Below are 18,729 nucleotides of genomic sequence, written 5' to 3'. Positions count from 1 at the left end.
CACCTAATCAAATTACAAAGAAAGAACCATTAAGCTTATTCTTGAATATCCATATCTTCAATCACGATGGATTCTTTCTTTGTAGGGGTTTGGATAAGTTGGTTACGAATTTCTGTTTCAATTTCATTCGCAATATCAGGGTTTTCTTCAAGATATTTTGCTGCATTCGCTTTACCTTGTCCAATTTTAGTATCTTTATAGGCATACCAAGCTCCAGCTTTATCAACTAGGCCTTGTTTCACACCTAGATCAATGATCTCCCCCATGTGATAAATACCTTCACCGTACATGATTTGGAATTCAGCCTGTCTGAAAGGAGGAGCAACTTTGTTTTTAACGACTTTGACACGAGTTTCATTACCAACAACTTCGTCACCTTGTTTCACTGATCCTATACGACGAATATCAAGACGTACAGAAGAATAGAACTTAAGGGCATTACCACCTGTTGTCGTCTCTGGTGAGCCAAACATAACTCCGATTTTCATTCGAATCTGGTTTATGAATATGATCATACAATTGGCGTTTTTAGCACCACCAGTAAGTTTTCGAAGTGCTTGAGACATTAAACGAGCCTGTAACCCCATATGAGAATCCCCCATTTCGCCTTCTATTTCTGCTTTAGGCGTTAAGGCTGCCACTGAGTCTACAACAATTAAATTTACAGCATTTGAGCGAACCAACATATCAACAATTTCAAGTGCTTGTTCACCAGTATCAGGTTGAGACAAAAGCAGTTCATCAACATTTACACCAAGCTTTTCGGCATAAGAAGGATCAAGAGCATGCTCTGCATCGATGAATGCACAGGTATAGCCTTTTTTTTGCGCTTCGGCGATTGTACTAAGCGTTAGAGTTGTCTTCCCCGAACTTTCAGGTCCATACAGCTCGATACATCGACCCAGAGGAAGTCCGCCTATACCAAGGGCTATATCTAATCCTAAAGAGCCTGTGGATACACTAGGAATCGCTTCTCGTGGAGTATCCCCCATTTTCATTATCGCGCCTTTACCAAACTGACGTTCAATCTGAGATAAAGCTGCATCAAGTGCTTTTTTCTTATTAGCGTCAACCACTTTAGATTCCATTATATTCACCTATATTTTTTCAATATTCTTTATGTGTACCAGTACATCTAGACAAAAAGCACTTAGAGCCAGTTTTAAAAAGGGCTAAATATACGTGTACCACTTTAGCTATATAACCTTAATAGATTTCACAGATACGACCATAAGGAAGACCACCAGCACCTAGTGCAATATCCAGACCTAACGATCCAGTAGAAACCGTATCAATATCAAGCTTGGCACCTTCGCCCATCTTCATGATGGCGCCTTTACCAAATTGACGCTCGATTTGAGACAGCGCTGCATCCAGCGCCTTTTTCTTGTTGTCTGCAATAGATGACATTATGAAATCCTTGTGGCTACTTTTCGTTGTGATTAATTGTCGTTGTGGGTAACTCTATCGTTTTTTTTGGGGAATCTCAAGAAATACTGTATATAAAAACAGTATTATTTTTCACTGCTTTCAAGCATCTCTTTCACACCATGAAGAGCAGCTAAAACAGTCGCTTCTCTTACCGCTTGACGATCCCCAGAAAACTGAAAACGCTCAACTTTGGCTTCTTGTCCAAGCATTTTCCACCCGATATAAACACAACCTACAGGCTTTTCTGGCGAGCCGCCCCCAGGACCAGCCACGCCACTCACAGCCACAGAAATGTCACCGCCTAATTGTAAGGCACCAGCACACATCTCTTTCACTGTTTGCTCAGACACGGCACCAAAGGATGATAGCGTTTCTTCTTTTACCGACAAACCACGCATCTTAGCTTCATTAGCATAGCTAATCACACCACCAAAAAACCATGATGAGCTACCAGCTATTTCCGTGCATACCGCACTAATCAACCCGCCAGTGCAAGACTCAGCCGTAACCAACAACAACGCTCTTGCTTGTAAGAGTTCGCTGGCTTGTTGTGCCGCTCGTGTCATTTTTTGCATTTGATTCATTATCGTTATCCCTTAAATCCTAGGAAAATATCCCGTAGAATACCCCTCTATTTTTTGGATCACAATCGAGCTTCCCGAATGAGTAAAACACCAGCAGATAATCATACACCGATGATGCGCCAATACTTCGGCCTTAAATCACAGCACCCAAACCAGCTGCTATTTTATCGCATGGGAGATTTTTACGAGCTTTTCTACGATGACGCTAAACGCGCGTCTCAGCTGCTTGATATTACACTTACCGCTCGCGGTCATTCTGGTGGCATGCCAATTCCGATGGCTGGTATTCCCTATCACGCTGCGGAAAACTACATTGCGCGCTTAGTTCGTATGGGCGAGTCCGTTGTTGTGGCTGAGCAAACTGGCGATCCAGCCACCAGCAAAGGTCCTGTTGAACGCCAAATCGCTCGCATTGTAACGCCAGGCACCATTAGTGATGAAGCATTCCTGGAAGAGAAACGCGAAAACCTTCTACTTTCCCTTGCTCATCAATCCCGCAAAGGCCTCGATATTTTTGGTTTCTCTTATTTAGATATGGCCAGTGGCCGTTTTTGCTTATTTGAAGTAGATGGTCACGAAGCGCTTTCTAGTGAATTACAGCGTTTATCGCCGAGAGAAATTTTGATCTCTGAAGATTTCCCTGCACGAAAGACACTGAAGCTGGAAAAAGGCATCTCTGAACTTGGCCCTTGGCATTTCGATTATGAATCCAGTTATCGCCAATTAATTCAGCAATTCAACACCAAAGACCTTTCTGGTTTTGGTTGTGAGGCCATGACAGCCGCTATTGCGTCTGCAGGTGCTTTACTTCAATACGCTAAAGATACTCAACGCTCTGCGTTACCGCACATTCAATCCATCATGGTTGAACATAAAGACGATTCGGTTCTGATTGATGGCGCGACTCGACGTAACTTAGAAATCGATATCAATCTTACTGGCGGTACCAGCAACACAGTTGTAGAAGTTCTCGATAAATGCTCCACACCAATGGGCAGCCGCTTACTAAAACGTTGGCTGCACACGCCAATTCGTGATTTAAACGAAATTCAGGCTCGCCAACAAGTCGTCGCAGAATTACAGAAAAACCAAACCTATGATGTCTTTGAAGCGCCTCTTAAAAAAGTGGGCGATTTAGAACGCATATTGTCACGCGTCGCCTTACGCTCTGCTCGCCCAAGAGACTTATTGCGCCTGCGATTTGCGCTTGAAGCCGCCCCAGAAATCAACGATTTGTTAGCAAGTGCTACATCTGAGCGACTGCAAGAACTCAATCAGCGTATTATCGCGCAACCAGATATCACAGAGACGTTGGCAAAAGCCCTTGTCGAAAATCCACCGTCAGTTGTTCGTGATGGTGGTATTTTTGCCAAAGGCTACGATGAAGAGTTAGACGAACTATTGGCCTTATCCACTAATGCCACAGACTTTCTTGCCGAAATGGAACGCAGCGAAAAAGCCCGTACTGGCATCAGCTCATTAAAAGTCGGTTTTAATCGAGTTCATGGTTATTACATTGAGATTAGTCGTCTACATTCCGATCAGGCACCGGTGGAATACATTCGTCGTCAGACGCTAAAAAATGCCGAACGTTTTATCACACCAGAACTAAAAGCCTTTGAAGACAAAGCCCTGAGTGCAAAATCCAAATCCCTTGCCAGAGAAAAAGAGCTTTACGAAGCGCTTCTAGAACAACTTAATGAGATTCTAGGCGAACTACAAACCACCAGCCAAGCTTTAGCGCAACTTGATGTACTGAACAACTTTGCGGAACGCGCTAACGCGCTTAGTTTTACCTGCCCTGAATTACATAATCGTGGTGGTATTCAAATTGTCGGCGGCCGTCACCCTGTGGTGGAATCGGTTATTTCAGAACCTTTCGTACCAAACGATCTTGATCTAAATGACAAACGCTCCTTATTGATGATCACCGGCCCGAATATGGGCGGTAAATCTACCTACATGCGCCAAATAGCTTTAATCACTTTATTGGCGCATACCGGCTGTTTTGTACCAGCAGAATCGGCTTCTATCTCTGTAGTGGATCGAATCTTTACACGAATGGGTTCATCAGATGATCTTGCCGGCGGTCGCTCAACCTTTATGGTGGAAATGACGGAAACCGCAAATATCCTAAATAACGCCAGCAAAAATAGCCTGGTACTAATGGATGAAGTTGGACGCGGCACCAGTACATTTGATGGCCTGTCATTAGCTTGGGCAGCAGTCGACTATTTAGCTAATAAGTTAAAATGTTATGTTTTGTTCGCAACGCATTACTTTGAGCTCACTACGCTTGCTGACCAATTAGAAAACGCGGCTAACGTTCACTTAACAGCGACAGAGTACGAAGATGAAATCGTCTTCTTACACAAGGTCCATGAAGGCCCAGCTAGCCAATCATACGGGCTACAAGTTGCACAACTAGCGGGGGTTCCCCGCGATGTTATTGGGCACGCTAAGCAAAAGCTTAAAGAACTGGAAGTGGTTACTGGCATTGATATTGATATTGATACAAAGGCCGTAGAAACCAAGATAGATTCAAACTCCACCAAAGCTAAAACCAAGGAACACTTGGTCAAAGAAAACAAGAATGGCTATCAACCTCAGCAAGTGGATATGTTTGCTCAGGCTGAACAAAATGCATTGAAAAATGCGCTTGAAGAACTAGATTTAGATAACATGACACCGTTAGAAGCCATTAGCGCCCTTTATAAGCTGAAATCTCAGCTGTAATAAGTTATCGAGACCTTGGGCACTGCAGCTGAAAGGTCTCAATATAAGCAGCAGTCGATATAAGCTAATAGCAGATAAATGTAGACTATTTACGATTGTTGCTTGCCGCCAAATGGCCAATACCTCTAAAATAGTGCGCAATCATTTTTATACCTTGTAAGGAGAAGTCGAATGGCTTTCATCGTTACCGATAACTGCATTCGCTGCAAATACACTGACTGTGTTGAAGTTTGTCCTGTGGACTGCTTCTACGAAGGCCCTAACTTTTTAGCCATCAATCCTGACGAGTGTATCGACTGCGCATTATGTGAACCTGAATGTCCAGCCAATGCTATCTTCTCTGAAGACGAATTGCCTGAAGACCAAGAAGTGTTCGTAGAATTGAACAGGGACTTGTCTTTGATCTGGCCAAATATTGCAGAGAAAAAAGACGCACTTCCTGATGCTGCGCAGTGGGATGGTGTTGAAGATAAATTAGAGCATTTAGAGCGCTAATTTAACGCTATACCAAATTTAAAAACCAAGAATGTAAAAAAGCGACTCCAAGGTCGCTTTTTTTTATGCTTAACTTTATACAGATAAAAACAGACAAATTTTAGACAAAAAAAAGGGCGCCTATTGGCAACCCTGCTTTTTGCTAACATCCTGTCAAGCAACTCTTCCGATGAGTAAAACATCACTGTTCGCTTCATCATGAAGCATCCAAACTATCCTTATCGCATGGTGCATTCCATCAAACCACGTTATTCCTTTGAACAATCCATTGCTCTTGAACATCCGGTTCAATCCTCAACACCATCAATGGCATATCATTAAGCACTTCATGCGCTTTTCATCCATGAACTCCGTTTGGATAAGACACAATTTACCAGCTAAAAAATATATATCAACTTTATCAAAAACAACTAAAACTTAATTATTTACTTTAAAATCAATAACATAAACATAAAACACAAAAATACATGACATATAGCCACGCAACATACGGGAAATGACTACAGACATGTAAGGAAAGGACTACAAACCTTGATTGTTCATTCAAACATACAGCGTCATACCGCGATGAGGAACTCGTCAGCCCATTTGATTGCATCAAGGTATGTGGTTTTCAAGTCGTCCAAATCTTGGGGGCTTTTTATCGTATGCCCACTGCCATAATGCTCAACTAGATCAAGCGTATTACCCACTCTTCCAGATCGATGTACTATCGCGTTAATAAATTCACTTGGTAAAGGCAACTCCCCGAGCACTTCGTCTAACTTCATTCCTGTGCAAACATCAATCATTGACAACATTCCGGCTAAAAAATATTTATCCTGATTATTGTAACCCCGGCTATGAGCAAATAACTCAGCATGTTTTGCACGAACCATAATTTGCTCAAGCAAAACGTGCCTATCACCTACCATCTCTGACATTAATAACAAATTTGTTAGAGATTTTAGTTTTTCTACGCCGATTAACATAATAGCCAAACGAACAGAATCAACAGAAGCGACTAAGCCAGTTACTGGGGAGTTTAAATAACGCAATAGTTTATGAACTAATCCTGCATCTTGACTGACTATTCGCTCAAGCTCGTCGACACTCAAAGTAGACGTATTTAAAAGCGATGACATCAACTGCAATAGTGTCATGCTGTTCACTTTAGACGCTTTACTAGACACCAGCTCAGGTTTTTCAAAAAAGTAACCCTGAAAATATTCAACGCCTAGCAAACGACAAAACTGATAGTCTTCCCACGTTTCCACTTTCTCAGCAATAATTTTAATGCTAAAGCCCCTTAGCGCTTCAACTTGCTTGTGGAAATTATCTCGACCTAAAGTCTGAACATCTAGTTTGATGTAGTCTGCGAGCTCAATAAAAGGCGTTAACTTACTATCAAAAACAAAATCGTCTAATGCTATGGAGCAGCCAGCTTTCACCCAGCGACGTAAAGATGACAACAAAATCGCATCGAAACCCGAACCTTCCAGTACTTCAACCACGATATTTTCTTTATTGATCGGCATGCCACTGGGACTTAACAAATAAGCGCGAGGAAAGTTAATAAATGCCTTACTTGTCCCCACAAGGTTTTCCATACCCAGCTCAAAAAGACTAGCAGCTATAACCTGAGCTGTTGCTCCAACGTCATCTATAATATCAGCCTGCGCTGCAACAGAATTTTTGCGATAAAGAAGTTCATACCCCATTACAGCAAGGCGACTGTCTACAATTGGCTGTCTTGCCAATGCAACATTAGAGTGGGCTGATAATACATTTTCGACCATATCGTTTCCGTTTCAATAAAAGTATCAGTATTAATTTATACAGTGTCTCAATATTGTCTAAAAATTGCCATTGGGCATAGACAATAATCTTGGTAACATGGACTACATAAAATGTAGCCAGCTATATAAAACAAAATAAAGCAATAATCTGTGGGGAAAACAATGCCAGTATATCGCTCCAAAACAACTACATCGGGCCGTAATATGGCCGGAGCTCGCGCGCTATGGCGTGCAACCGGAATGACAGACGATGATTTTCAAAAGCCAATCATAGCCGTGGTCAACTCTTTCACTCAATTTGTACCAGGTCATGTTCATCTCAAAGACATGGGCCAACTGGTTGCTCGTGAAATTGAAGCCGCAGGTGGTGTAGCGAAAGAATTTAACACTATTGCTGTCGACGACGGTATCGCCATGGGTCATGACGGCATGCTTTATAGTCTTCCATCTCGTGATTTGATCGCAGATTCTGTTGAATACATGGTTAATGCTCATTGCGCCGATGCCATGGTTTGTATTTCAAACTGTGACAAAATTACACCGGGGATGCTAATGGCTGCTATGCGCATAAACATTCCGGTTATTTTTGTGTCTGGCGGTCCAATGGAAGCGGGAAAAACCAAACTGTCCGAAAACAAACTTGACCTAGTCGATGCCATGGTTATCGCAGCAGACCCAACGGCAACAGATGAAAAAGTAGCCGAATACGAACGCTCAGCGTGCCCAACCTGTGGCTCTTGCTCTGGCATGTTTACCGCGAACTCAATGAACTGCCTAACCGAAGCGCTTGGTCTAAGTTTACCGGGCAACGGCACGACATTAGCCACTCACTCAGATCGTCGCCGTTTGTTTTTAGATGCTGGTCGTCGCATCGTAGACATCACTAAACGTTTCTACGAAAACGATGAAGCGAACTGGGCACCACGTTCTATCGCAAGCTTCGAAGCCTTTGAAAATGCCATGACTTTAGACATCGCCATGGGTGGCTCAACCAACACTATCTTGCATTTATTGGCAATTGCCAATGAAGCAGGTGTTGATTTCACCATGCAAGATATTGATCGCTTGTCTCGTAAAGTGCCTCAACTATGCAAAGTAGCGCCAAACTCACCGAAATACCACGTTGAAGATGTACACCGTGCCGGTGGTATTTTTGCCTTGCTGGGTGAGCTTGATCGCGCAGGAATTTTGCACAATCAGTGTCACACTGTGCATTCAAAAACCATGCTAGAAGCGTTAGAGACATGGGATATTATGCGCTCACCAACTCCTGAGATCATAGAATTTTACAAAGCAGGACCTGCCGGCATTCCAACGCAAACAGCGTTCAGCCAATCTACTCGCTGGCCTTCTTTAGATGGAGACCGTGCTGAGGGTTGCATTCGCTCTATCGAAAATGCTTTTTCCCTCGAAGGTGGCTTAGCAGTACTTTATGGCAACATCGCTGTTGATGGCTGTGTTGTAAAAAGTGCAGGTGTAGACGAATCGATTCTGGTGTTTGAAGGCCGTGCTCACGTAACGGAGTCTCAAGACGAAGCGGTTAAGAACATTCTTGATGATAAAGTGGAAGCAGGTGACATTGTCATCGTTCGCTACGAAGGCCCTAAAGGCGGACCAGGCATGCAAGAAATGCTTTATCCAACGTCTTACATTAAGTCCAAAGGATTAGGAAAAGCCTGCGCACTATTAACTGACGGTCGTTTCTCTGGTGGTACATCTGGCCTGTCTATCGGTCACGCTTCACCTGAAGCTGCTGCCGGCGGCGCAATCGGTTTGGTTGAAAATGGCGACCGTATTTTGATCGACATTCCAAATCGTACGATCAATGTTTTGCTTAGCGATGAAGAGCTACAAACTCGTCGCGACGCTATGAACGCAAAAGGCGCAAACGCTTGGAAGCCAGTTGAAGAACGTCCACGTAAAGTCTCTCCAGCACTAAAAGTGTACGCGCACTTTGCGACCAGTGCGGACAAAGGGGCAGTACGTGATATTAGTCAAATCGACTAATTGTTAAAAAAGTAATACGCAAAAGGCCGCTTTGCCAAATACAGGCGTTGCGGCCTTTTTCATTCAAAATCTAATTATTCATCACAGGAAAAACAATGCTCAGCTATCGCCATATTTATCATGCAGGCAACCACGCTGATATTTTAAAACATTTGACGGTCAGTCAAATATGTCGCCATTTTATAAAAAAAGACGCGCCTTTTTTCTATTTGGATACACACGCTGGCATTGGTCAATATTCACTAAACTCTGAGCAGGCGCAAAAGAACAAAGAATTCCATTCAGGTATTGCACGACTGTTAACCGAAGACAACCTTCCTGAGCCATTGGAAAATCTGTTAGACATCGTCCGCGAGATGAACCCAACAGATACGTTAGAGTTTTATCCTGGCAGCCCCAAAATTGTCGATTATTACGTTCGCCAAAAAGACAAGCTACACTTATGTGAGCTGCATCCAAACGATTACCCTATTTTAGCGGCACTTTTCCCGAATAAACGTAAAGCCAATGTTGTAAAAGACAATGGCTTTGCCGCGGTTAAAGCCATGCTGCCACCACCACAGAAGCGTGGATTCGTGCTGATGGATCCACCTTATGAGGTGAAAAAAGATTACCAATACGTTGTTCAAGCTCTAGATGATGGTTACAAACGCTTCCCTCAAGGCACTTATGCCATTTGGTATCCTGTATTAAATCGTCAGCAAGCTAACGAGTTATTAAAGTCCGTCAAAGCAACCAATATTCGTAATGTGCTTTTACTAGAGCTTTGCATTAGAAACACAGAACAAGAGCGCGGCATGGCAGGAAGCGGTATGATTATCGTCAATCCACCTTGGACTCTAGAAAAAGAAGCCAAGGAATTTTTGCCAGTGCTCAGCAAGTTACTAGCAGAAGATAATGATGCGGATTACCAAGTTACTTGGATCACCCCAGAATAACCATATTATAAAGGAGCGCGTCATGAACACGCCTTTTGAACTCGCGTTTAAGTACATGCCAACGCCTGCTTTTATAATAGAAAGCAGCACTGGCAAACTAATATCATACAATCGCAACTTTGAAATTTTGTTTGAAAATTTTAATTCGACGCCTTCCGGTACCTGGGAATCACTTTGTGAAGACGCCGTTTCTCCTGACGACTGGCAAAAGCTTAATAAAAAAATCAAAAGCGGCAGCATTGAGCGTTGTGAAAGCTTAATTCGTGTTGGTGATAAGCTAATCAATATGCAGCTTGAAATGCGCCACCTTGGCGAAACGGTGTTGGCTTGTGTTTACAATACTGACCACATGGATCTTTCTGCTGCCGAAAACACCCTACTAAAATTCGCACTGACAGAATCTTCTGCGGGATTGTGGATCTGGGAAACAGAGTCAGATTTAGTATCTTGTTCAAAATCCATTGCGACACTACTGAATTATCCACTTGATAAAACACCACGCTCTACTACTGAATGGCACGCCCTTGTTCATCCCGATGATGTGAAAAAATTGGCTACTGTAGTCAATGAGCATGTAGCACTCAATCAAGATTATTATGAAGTGGAATATCGTATTCTGACTGGTGACCAACGTTACCTATGGGTAAAAGAACGCGGCAGAAGTTACACCAAAGGCCCAGATGGCAGCATCAAGAAAATCATAGGATTCATGGTGGATATTAGCCACCAAAAAGCACTGGAAGAACATCTACGCAACCAAGCGACATTTGATGAACTAACAGGGCTATTGACTCGTGGCGCAGCGCTGACGCATTTTAAAAAGCAACTAGGCTTGGCAAAACGCCAATATACGCCATTAACCATGGCAAAAATAAACCTTGATGCTAACGAACGCCTAAGCAAACTTCCAATGGAAGCGCGCAATATTGCCATTCAAACCTCCGCTCGTTATATCTATAAAAAGATTAGAGAAGCGGATGTACTAGCACGAGTAGAGCCTGACAAACTGCTGTTATTACTTCCTAACACCAGCGTAAAAGATGCGAAGACTTTGCTAAAACACATCATTAACCCGACAGAAAGTGAAAGCTCAGCTTTGTTTGAAGGTAATTCAGATCCTATGGATTTCTGCATTGGTATAGCAGCGTTTCCAGAAGATGGTGAAACAATAGAAGAACTGGCACTTAGCGCGAATCAAGCCGTTGAAGATGGCCAAGCTTCTTGCAAACAAATCGTCGTTAACTAGATTTAAGTTCTTAAAAACAAAAACGCCGCATTTTTAATGCGGCGTTTTTGTTCTAGCAAATATGACTATTTAGTCGGATCACCTTGCAGCGTTAAAATGATCCGTCTCGTACCGCCATGATCTCGATGCTCGCCTAAATAAACACCCTGCCAAACCCCTAAGCACAACCTCTTGTCGCGAATAGGAATCGTCAAAGATGAACCCAACATGCTGGCTTTTATGTGTGCCGGCATGTCGTCGCTACCTTCGTAAATATGCTCATAATAGGGCTGATCTTCAGGCACCATGTGAGAAAAATGCTTTTCCATATCCCTACGAACAGAAGGATCGGCGTTTTCATTGATCGTCAAAGAAGCCGAAGTATGCAGCAGTTGAATATGCAATAACCCTATCGATACTGGTGTCATTTTTGATAAAGCAGCCTCCACCTGATCAGTGATCAAATGAAAGCCTCGACGCATCGCTGGCAATTGAAACTCAATTTGCTGCCACATAAAAATTACTCTGCGCTGGTTCTTTGGTAAACAGAAAAACGATAGTCGTATGGATTCGGCCCTTCAGCGGCGAAAGCTTCCTCACCTATCAGGGTAAACGATGGCCAATCTACCTCTGGGAAAAACGCATCGCCTTTTACTTCAGCATCCACATGAGTGATGTACAAACGATCCGCGCGCTCAAGAGCAAGTTGGTAAATTTGGGCACCGCCTATAACCATAACTTCCTCTTGGCCATTGACCAAGCAGATGTCTTCACCAAGGGAAATGGCATCCTCCAATGTCGTCACCACATCAATTCCCTCTGCTTGATAAGCTGGATCACGACTGATAATAATATTGCGACGACCTGGCAATGGCTTGCCAATAGATTCAAAGGTTTTACGCCCCATGACAATGGGTTTGCCCATAGTCGCTTGCTTGAAATATTTAAGGTCGTTTGGCAAATGCCAAGGTAACGAGTTATTAATACCGATGGTTCTGTTCGTAGACATAGCGACAATTAGTGACAACATAAAACAACCTGCGTAAAAATCTTGGCTCTTCTTTACTCCGACAATCCAAGAGCAAAGGCTTCTGATATAATCAATAGCATTTATTATACCCATGACGGACCAGATTGCATTTCTTAACCTGCACTAGCAAGCGTCATTAGGCAAAAACAGACAAGGCATTTTTTATGAAACAGTATTTAGATCTTTGCAACCGCATCGTTAACGAAGGTGAATGGGTCAACAACGAACGTACTGGCAAGCGCTGCCTAACCGTTATTAATGCCGACCTCACCTATGATGTAAGTAAAGGCGAATTTCCCCTAGTTACCACACGTAAAAGCTATTGGAAGTCTGCTATTGCCGAAATCATCGGCTATTTAAGAGGCTACGATAACGCGGCAGACTTTCGTGCGCTGGGCACCAAAACATGGGATGCCAATGCCAACGAAAACGAAGTTTGGCTAAACAACCCTTATCGTAAAGGCGAAGATGACATGGGACTTTGCTATGGCGCCATTGGCCGTAACTTCCCAAAACCAGACGGTGGTCATATCGACCTATTACAACAGATTATTGATGATCTAAGTCGTGGGGTGGATAACCGTGGGGAAATCCTCACTTTTTATCACCCTGGCGCGTTTCACATGGCTTGTCTTCGTCCTTGTATGTACAGCCATCACTTTTCATTGCTTGGTGATACGCTTTATCTAAACAGCACACAGCGCAGCTGTGATGTACCACTTGGATTAAACTTCAATATGGTTCAGGTGTACGTATTGCTTGCCATCGTTGCGCAAATCACTGGTAAAAAACCGGGCAAAGCTTTTCATAAGATAGTGAACGCTCACATCTATGAAGATCAGCTAGAACTAATGCGTGACGTACAACTAAAGCGCGAGCCTTACCCGCTGCCAACTTTAAAAATCAACCCAGAGATCAAATCTTTAAAAGACATAGAAACTTGGGTCACCATGGATGACTTTGAAATCGAAGGCTACCAATTCCACGAGCCTATCTCCTACCCTTTCTCAGTTTAAGCAACTCTCGGTTCAAGAGACCTAAAAGCAAAACAGCGAACCAATAATGGTTCGCTGTTTTATATTGAAGTCATCTTTGTGGATAAATTAATCCTATAAGAACTTTTCTATCAAAATTTCATCGATATATTTGCCACGAACTTTAGCGTGTTTTTTCGCAGTTCCTACCACTTCAAAGCCCTGTCTTAAATACGTCGCTAAAGCGTTTGGGTTATCCTCTCTGACGTAGGCGAATAACTTTTCATAGCCTTTTGATCTTGCTAAGTTGAAGGTCGCTTTAAATAAAATCGATGCAACCCCTTGCCTTCTGCAACTGGCATCAACAAATGTTCCAATAATACCGACATGATCAAAAGCATGAGTATAGGCAGCAAACGGCTCTACATTTTGAAAGCCAACGACGCTTGAACCCTCTTCGTTTAAGGCCACATGAAACACCCCCCTCTCAGGGAAGTCTTGAATAAATTGCTCCTCATCTTCTACCGAAAAAGTAATATCGAGTATGGTAAAAAGACCTTCCTCGATAATGGGATTCAAAATATTAACTATGTCTTGTGCATCTTTGGTTTGCGCTTCTCTAACCAAGAGTGTCATGCTTTTCCTTAACAATTTTATGGTATTCAATACAATCAATACTGTTACCCTGCACTTCAGCGAAGTTTTCATGGGTCTTCATTTCAACAAATCCGTTGTGTGTCAGCACTCTCTGCGAAGCAATGTTGTCCACAGAAGCGAAGGCGATTATTTTTTGCAGATTAAGCTCGTTAGCCAGTTGAGTTATTTGTTCAGCTGCACGCTTGGCAATGCCACGTCCGGCAAATTTTTCGCCCATTCGATAGCCTAAATAAGCCTCGTGCGACACTAAATTAATATCGGTTAAATTAATACGTCCAGCAATCTCACCGGTGTCGTCAATAATAAGCATCGGCAACATGGCTTTTCTTTGATGTTGCGAAAGAAATTCTTCGATGTGCTTTTTTACGCCTTCATCACTGTAAAAACTAACTTCCCGCGGATTGATATGCGCTTCAAACCAAGTTCGGTTTTCTGTTTCAAATAGCAGCAAAGCTCGAGAATCAGATCGAGACAATAAACGCAGTTCCATTCGCCTTAAGTCCTTTATGCAAGCTAATTTCTGATTATGTTAAGACCTTCATCTTCGGATGGAGTCTGAAAATATTGGGTAACATGATAGAAAACCGTTTCATTATCAAACTGAGCTCGTTCAGGTTGCTCGACTCGACGTTTTACAAGTTGAGCCAGGCATTGTTCATCACTTAAATCGAGAAAGATAAGCTCATGCTGACACTGAATGTCAGAACATAATTGCTTAAACCATGTCCGCTGGTTAACAGTATTCGCTGGGAAATCCATCACAACATTGGTTCCCGCCTGCAAAATATTCTGCACATGTGCTTTCACAAAAGGTTTTATCAACGCAGAGAAAGTTAAGTAATCATCGAAAGAGTGAATTTGATTGGGATAATGTGCAGCAAGCCAATCATCTTCTGATAATAGCACAGCATTTTTCTCAACAGACAAGGCTTTAGATTTAGTCGATTTACCTGCGCCCATTTTTCCACAAAAGAAAGACAGTGTTCCCGTATTGTTCATAAAGCTTCCTTATCAATAAATAATGGCTAGATATAAGATTAAAAGCACCAAAACAAAAAAACCAGCCGTACGGCTGGTTTTAAGCGTCACTCTAAATCTTTTTAGCTATTTTGAATAGTATTCGCTTTTGGAAATGTGTTTAGCTTGAAGCCCGCAATAATTAAGCCAACACCAATTACTACCATTGGCAAAGATAAAAGCTGCCCTTCTGTCAGCCAACCAAAAGCAAGGTAGCCAATTTGTATATCTGGCTCGCGGACAAATTCTACTAAAATTCGGAAAATACCGTAGAAAAGTAAGAACATACCAGAGACACAATACCGCGGTTTTGTTCTTTGTGAGAAGAACCACAAGATACAAAACAGTGCTACACCTTCTAGTGCAAATTGATATAACTGCGAAGGGTGACGAGCAAGTTGCAGCGGATCATTAGGAAAAATCATCGCCCAAGAAACATCTGTCGGTTTGCCCCATAACTCACCGCCAATAAAGTTGCCTAAACGCCCAGCACCTAAACCAATTGGTACGAACGGCGCCAGAAAGTCGGTCACATCAACCAGGTGCTTGTTGTAACGACGAGCGAAGAAGTACATAGCAGTAATAACGCCTAATAACCCTCCATGGAAAGACATGCCGCCTTCCCAAATACGAACAAGAATAAGTGGATTATCAACAAACGCAGAAAACTGATAAAACAAAATATAACCGACTCGGCCACCCAATATAACGCCAAGTGCGCCATAAAATATAGCATCGCTGACCATCTCTGGTGTCCAAAGCCCATTGGAACGTTTAGCGCGATACATGCCGCATAAGTAGGCCCCGGCAAAGCCAATAAGATACATAATGCCGTACCAATGAACGGAAATTGGCCCTATTGATATGGCAATAGGGTCAATGTTTGGATATGAAATCATAATATTGAAGCAAGCCTCTGATAGGTATTATTCCACGTTAGTGGTTTTAGATGGTCGAATCAAACGCTCAATATTGGCTTCGCGCATGAGTCGTGTCATAGTCTGTGTGACCGCTTCAGCATGAGATAGTTTCATCACTTCGCTAAGCATGGCTTGCGCTTGTTCCATCGAGATATTACGAATCACCGCTTTCACTTTAGGAAGTGAGGTCGAACTCATCGATAATACGTCGTACCCCATGGCCATTAATAAAATAGCACCCATCGGATCACCAGCCATTTCACCACATACGCTTAAACCGACACCTTCATCTCTGACTTGATCGACGATGCTAAGCAATGCACGCAATACAGAAGGATGGAAAGAATTATATAAGTCCGCTACACGCGGATTATTTCGATCTACAGCAAGCAAATATTGCGTTAAATCGTTACTTCCTACCGATAAGAAATCCACCAATTCAGCTAATTCTTTAACTTGATAAACCGCCGCAGGAATTTCTATCATTACGCCAACTTGAGGCATTTTGACGTCGTAACCTTCCTCTTTAACCTCTGCATAACCACGGCGAATAAGCGCTAAGGCTTCTTCTACTTCCGCCACATTTGAAATCATAGGTAGCATGATTTTTAGATTATACAGACCGGCACTGGCTTTTATCATGGCGCGAATTTGCGCCATAAAGATTTCCAAATGATCCAGAGTAACTCGAATGCCGCGCCAACCTAAGAAAGGGTTCGCTTCGTTTATAGGAAAATAAGGCAGCGCTTTATCACCACCAATATCCAAAGTACGAACCGTTACTGGCGAAGGTGCAAAACCTTCTAACTGCTGACGATAAATAACGACCTGTTCCGCTTCGGTCGGAAAACGATCTCGCACCATGAAAGGCACTTCTGTACGGTAAAGACCTATACCTTCCGCACCACGATCCAAAGAACGGGCGATATCAGCAGACAAACCAGTATTAACAAATAAAGATAAACGGTGGCCATCAAGAGTTTCACAAGGTAAGTCTTTGAGTGTTTCGTATTCTTCTTCTAAAAGACGCTCTTCATCAACAATTTGCTGATAATTTTCAATAAGCGCTTCAGACGGATAGGTAAAAATCTTGCCCAAATAACCATCGACAATAAGATCTACTTTATCTAACTGAGCGTAAGGCAAATCTAATGCGCCCATGACAGTTGGAATACCCATAGCACGGGCTAAAATTGCCACATGAGAGTTACCCGATCCCATTACCGAGACTAGGCCTTTGATCTTATCAATTGGAATTTCGCCTAACATGGACGCGGTGAGCTCTTCACCGATAATAATAGACGGCTCACTGAAGCGCTCTGCTACATTTGGAGCCTTCTCTTGAAGATGAGATAAGATACGACGACCAAGGTCACGAAGATCCGAGGCCCGCTCACGTAAATAAGGGTCATCCATGCGGTTAAATTGCTGAATATGCGCCTGAATAACCTGTCTTAATGCACCTTGAGCCCAATTACCTTCTTTGATTTTTCGAACAATTTCACCAGCGATTGAGTTGTCATCTAGAATTTTTAGATAAACATCGAATAATGCTTTTTCATCTTCTGAAAGGTGTTGGCTAATACGATTGCTGGCACGGCGAATGTCTTGTCGAACGGCATCAAGTGCTTGATAAAAGTCCTGAATCTCTTCATCAAAATCTGTTGTACGACGATCAGGGATAACATCTAAATCAGCAGGCGGAAACACCACAACACCGCGACCAATCGCCACACCTGAGCTACCAGGAACACCCTTATAGCGAAAATCCGATCCACTAGGAATAGCGTTAGGATTAATACTAGTAATCGCCCCTGTCGCTTCAGCGTGAGCAATAACACCCGCCAATTGGGCCGATAAAGTAATAAGAAAGGCTTCTTCGCCTTCATCAAATCGACGCTTGTCTTCATGCTGAACCACCAGCACGCCTAAAACTTGTCGATGATGAATAATAGGAACACCTAGAAAAGAGCGGTATCGTTCTTCGCCGGAACCTTTTAAATAGTGGAAAGATGGGTGAATATGAGCATCTTCAAGGTTTACAGGTTCAGCCCTACGACCTACTAAACTAACCAAACCTTCATCTGCTTTTAGACTAACATTACCTGCAACGTCCGCATTCAAACCGCGCGTTGCCATCAAGATATATTCTTTAGTATTGGTGTCTACTAAATAAATAGAACACACCTCTGCTCGCATTGCTCTGCGGACACGTCGGACAATAATGTCAAGTGCCGCAGATAAAGACTGCGCGGCAGTCACCTCCTGGGTAATACGTCTTAGCAAACTTAGCATAGCTCTCCCATCAATCTATATAACCTCCAGCATCAAGCCAGTAAGTTTATCACTTTTCTAGTCGACGATGTGCACTGGGGATAAGCTCTTTTAGAGCTCGACGGTAAACATCTTTTTTAAACGCCACAACTTGGCCAAGTGGGTACCAATAACTAACCCAGCGCCAGCCATCAAACTCAGGGGTTTCCGTTCCATCTACGCACACAGAAGCATCAGGACAACGAATAGACAGAAGAAACCATTTCTGTTTTTGTCCAATACATAGAGGTTTGCTATTGTGTCTTAACATGCGTTTAGGAAGACGATAACGCAGCCAACCCCGAGTTTTACCTATTACTTCCACCTGATGAGGATCTAAACCTACTTCTTCTTTGAGCTCTCGAAATAAAGCTTCTTCAGGTGTCTCGTCGGATTTGATTCCTCCTTGAGGAAACTGCCAAGCATTTTGCCCTACGCGTCTCGCCCAAAGAAGTTGGCCACGCTCGTTCATCAGTATGATGCCCACATTCGGTCTGTATCCGTCTGCATCAATCACGAGCTATCACCTTTTAATATAAAAATAAATTAGTTTCATTGTTCCATAATTCCCCCATCTGCACAATTAAGACTGCTGTTATTTATTGTCTCCAGAGCTATAATTCA

At 42.9% G+C, this 18,729-nt stretch carries 17 protein-coding genes and 1 pseudogene; 6 read left to right on the top strand and 12 right to left on the bottom strand.

Annotation, left to right across the window (positions count from 1 at the left end; all coding sequences use genetic code 11):
- Window positions 1-35: 35 nt before the first annotated feature.
- The 3 genes and pseudogenes from recA to BUA59_RS20245 all read right to left on the bottom strand — a co-directional run bounded on the left by recA (window position 36) and on the right by BUA59_RS20245 (window position 2,015).
- Entirely contained in the window at window positions 36-1,088 is a 1,053-nt protein-coding gene (gene recA, locus BUA59_RS20255) for a recombinase RecA (protein WP_072841597.1), read from the bottom strand.
- A gap of 121 nt (window positions 1,089-1,209) precedes the next feature.
- Window positions 1,210-1,401, bottom strand: a pseudogene (locus BUA59_RS20250) (recombinase RecA); the annotation flags it as partial.
- 113 nt (window positions 1,402-1,514) lie between these two features.
- Window positions 1,515-2,015: a CinA family protein gene (locus BUA59_RS20245; RefSeq protein WP_084122585.1), complete on the bottom strand. Its 501-nt coding sequence runs from the start codon at window positions 2,013-2,015 to the stop codon at window positions 1,515-1,517.
- A 78-nt stretch (window positions 2,016-2,093) separates the two neighbouring features.
- Between BUA59_RS20245 and mutS the strand changes: the two genes are divergently transcribed.
- Both mutS and fdxA read left to right on the top strand, forming a co-directional pair.
- On the top strand, window positions 2,094-4,751 hold the full coding sequence (gene mutS / locus BUA59_RS20240) for a DNA mismatch repair protein MutS (protein ID WP_072841593.1): 2,658 nt from the start codon (window positions 2,094-2,096) through the stop codon (window positions 4,749-4,751).
- 171 nt (window positions 4,752-4,922) lie between these two features.
- Complete coding sequence (gene fdxA, locus BUA59_RS20235; protein WP_012071401.1) at window positions 4,923-5,246, top strand: ferredoxin FdxA; 324 nt, start codon at window positions 4,923-4,925, stop codon at window positions 5,244-5,246.
- A 557-nt stretch (window positions 5,247-5,803) separates the two neighbouring features.
- On the opposite strand, the gene BUA59_RS20230 is transcribed toward fdxA, so the two are convergent.
- Complete coding sequence (locus BUA59_RS20230; RefSeq protein ID WP_072841591.1) at window positions 5,804-7,024, bottom strand: EAL and HDOD domain-containing protein; 1,221 nt, start codon at window positions 7,022-7,024, stop codon at window positions 5,804-5,806.
- Window positions 7,025-7,186: 162 nt separating this feature from the next.
- Between BUA59_RS20230 and ilvD the strand changes: the two genes are divergently transcribed.
- The 3 genes from ilvD to BUA59_RS20215 all read left to right on the top strand — a co-directional run bounded on the left by ilvD (window position 7,187) and on the right by BUA59_RS20215 (window position 11,215).
- Window positions 7,187-9,031, top strand: a complete 1,845-nt coding sequence (gene ilvD, locus BUA59_RS20225) for a dihydroxy-acid dehydratase (RefSeq protein WP_072841589.1) — start codon at window positions 7,187-7,189, stop codon at window positions 9,029-9,031.
- Window positions 9,032-9,126: 95 nt separating this feature from the next.
- Window positions 9,127-9,969, top strand: coding sequence for a 23S rRNA (adenine(2030)-N(6))-methyltransferase RlmJ (locus BUA59_RS20220; protein ID WP_072841587.1), 843 nt, complete (start codon window positions 9,127-9,129; stop codon window positions 9,967-9,969).
- Window positions 9,970-9,991: 22 nt separating this feature from the next.
- Window positions 9,992-11,215, top strand: a complete 1,224-nt coding sequence (locus BUA59_RS20215; RefSeq protein WP_072841585.1) for a sensor domain-containing diguanylate cyclase — start codon at window positions 9,992-9,994, stop codon at window positions 11,213-11,215.
- 65 nt (window positions 11,216-11,280) lie between these two features.
- Here BUA59_RS20215 and BUA59_RS20210 read toward each other — a convergent pair whose 3' ends face one another.
- Both BUA59_RS20210 and folA read right to left on the bottom strand, forming a co-directional pair.
- On the bottom strand, window positions 11,281-11,709 hold the full coding sequence (locus BUA59_RS20210) for a secondary thiamine-phosphate synthase enzyme YjbQ (RefSeq protein ID WP_072841584.1): 429 nt from the start codon (window positions 11,707-11,709) through the stop codon (window positions 11,281-11,283).
- Between the two features lie 5 nt (window positions 11,710-11,714).
- Window positions 11,715-12,224: a type 3 dihydrofolate reductase gene (folA, locus tag BUA59_RS20205; RefSeq protein WP_072841644.1), complete on the bottom strand. Its 510-nt coding sequence runs from the start codon at window positions 12,222-12,224 to the stop codon at window positions 11,715-11,717.
- A gap of 164 nt (window positions 12,225-12,388) precedes the next feature.
- On the opposite strand from folA, the gene BUA59_RS20200 reads away from it, so the two are divergent.
- Complete coding sequence (locus tag BUA59_RS20200; protein ID WP_072841582.1) at window positions 12,389-13,240, top strand: thymidylate synthase; 852 nt, start codon at window positions 12,389-12,391, stop codon at window positions 13,238-13,240.
- Between the two features lie 93 nt (window positions 13,241-13,333).
- On the opposite strand, the gene BUA59_RS20195 is transcribed toward BUA59_RS20200, so the two are convergent.
- From BUA59_RS20195 to BUA59_RS20170, 6 genes are all read right to left on the bottom strand, one after another.
- Window positions 13,334-13,834, bottom strand: coding sequence for a GNAT family N-acetyltransferase (locus tag BUA59_RS20195; RefSeq protein ID WP_072841580.1), 501 nt, complete (start codon window positions 13,832-13,834; stop codon window positions 13,334-13,336).
- Entirely contained in the window at window positions 13,818-14,345 is a 528-nt protein-coding gene (locus tag BUA59_RS20190) for a GNAT family N-acetyltransferase (RefSeq protein WP_072841578.1), read from the bottom strand. The genes BUA59_RS20195 and BUA59_RS20190 overlap by 17 nt, the downstream gene beginning before the upstream one ends.
- A gap of 23 nt (window positions 14,346-14,368) precedes the next feature.
- A complete protein-coding gene (locus BUA59_RS20185) occupies window positions 14,369-14,854 on the bottom strand; it encodes a P-loop nucleotide/nucleoside kinase family protein (RefSeq protein ID WP_072841576.1) in 486 nt (161 codons plus the stop codon).
- A 101-nt stretch (window positions 14,855-14,955) separates the two neighbouring features.
- Complete coding sequence (gene lgt, locus BUA59_RS20180) at window positions 14,956-15,771, bottom strand: prolipoprotein diacylglyceryl transferase (protein WP_072841574.1); 816 nt, start codon at window positions 15,769-15,771, stop codon at window positions 14,956-14,958.
- Window positions 15,772-15,798: 27 nt separating this feature from the next.
- Entirely contained in the window at window positions 15,799-18,087 is a 2,289-nt protein-coding gene (ptsP, locus tag BUA59_RS20175; RefSeq protein WP_072841572.1) for a phosphoenolpyruvate--protein phosphotransferase, read from the bottom strand.
- A gap of 49 nt (window positions 18,088-18,136) precedes the next feature.
- Window positions 18,137-18,622 (bottom strand): RNA pyrophosphohydrolase, encoded by a 486-nt coding sequence (locus tag BUA59_RS20170; RefSeq protein WP_072841570.1) that lies wholly within the window; start codon window positions 18,620-18,622, stop codon window positions 18,137-18,139.
- Window positions 18,623-18,729 lie beyond the last annotated feature (107 nt).

This window comes from Marinomonas polaris DSM 16579 (genome assembly GCF_900129155.1).
Taxonomy (GTDB): Bacteria; Pseudomonadota; Gammaproteobacteria; order Pseudomonadales; family Marinomonadaceae; genus Marinomonas; species Marinomonas polaris.
Note: the sequence above shows the minus strand (reverse complement) of the source record. Positions and strands in the feature narration are given on the sequence as shown.

Excerpts from the sequence above, each read along its gene's own strand:
- ptsP (WP_072841572.1), bottom strand. The coding sequence starts at position 18,087 with ATGCTAAGTTTGCTAAGACGTATTACCCAGGAGGTGACTGCCGCGCAG.
- BUA59_RS20220 (WP_072841587.1), top strand. The coding sequence starts at position 9,127 with ATGCTCAGCTATCGCCATATTTATCATGCAGGCAACCACGCTGATATT.
- BUA59_RS20245 (WP_084122585.1), bottom strand. The coding sequence starts at position 2,015 with ATGAATCAAATGCAAAAAATGACACGAGCGGCACAACAAGCCAGCGAA.
- BUA59_RS20210 (WP_072841584.1), bottom strand. The coding sequence starts at position 11,709 with ATGTGGCAGCAAATTGAGTTTCAATTGCCAGCGATGCGTCGAGGCTTT.
- recA (WP_072841597.1), bottom strand. The coding sequence starts at position 1,088 with ATGGAATCTAAAGTGGTTGACGCTAATAAGAAAAAAGCACTTGATGCA.
- BUA59_RS20215 (WP_072841585.1), top strand. The coding sequence starts at position 9,992 with ATGAACACGCCTTTTGAACTCGCGTTTAAGTACATGCCAACGCCTGCT.
- fdxA (WP_012071401.1), top strand. The coding sequence starts at position 4,923 with ATGGCTTTCATCGTTACCGATAACTGCATTCGCTGCAAATACACTGAC.
- BUA59_RS20230 (WP_072841591.1), bottom strand. The coding sequence starts at position 7,024 with ATGGTCGAAAATGTATTATCAGCCCACTCTAATGTTGCATTGGCAAGA.
- ilvD (WP_072841589.1), top strand. The coding sequence starts at position 7,187 with ATGCCAGTATATCGCTCCAAAACAACTACATCGGGCCGTAATATGGCC.
- BUA59_RS20185 (WP_072841576.1), bottom strand. The coding sequence starts at position 14,854 with ATGAACAATACGGGAACACTGTCTTTCTTTTGTGGAAAAATGGGCGCA.
- mutS (WP_072841593.1), top strand. The coding sequence starts at position 2,094 with ATGAGTAAAACACCAGCAGATAATCATACACCGATGATGCGCCAATAC.
- lgt (WP_072841574.1), bottom strand. The coding sequence starts at position 15,771 with ATGATTTCATATCCAAACATTGACCCTATTGCCATATCAATAGGGCCA.
- folA (WP_072841644.1), bottom strand. The coding sequence starts at position 12,224 with ATGTTGTCACTAATTGTCGCTATGTCTACGAACAGAACCATCGGTATT.
- BUA59_RS20190 (WP_072841578.1), bottom strand. The coding sequence starts at position 14,345 with ATGGAACTGCGTTTATTGTCTCGATCTGATTCTCGAGCTTTGCTGCTA.
- BUA59_RS20195 (WP_072841580.1), bottom strand. The coding sequence starts at position 13,834 with ATGACACTCTTGGTTAGAGAAGCGCAAACCAAAGATGCACAAGACATA.
- BUA59_RS20200 (WP_072841582.1), top strand. The coding sequence starts at position 12,389 with ATGAAACAGTATTTAGATCTTTGCAACCGCATCGTTAACGAAGGTGAA.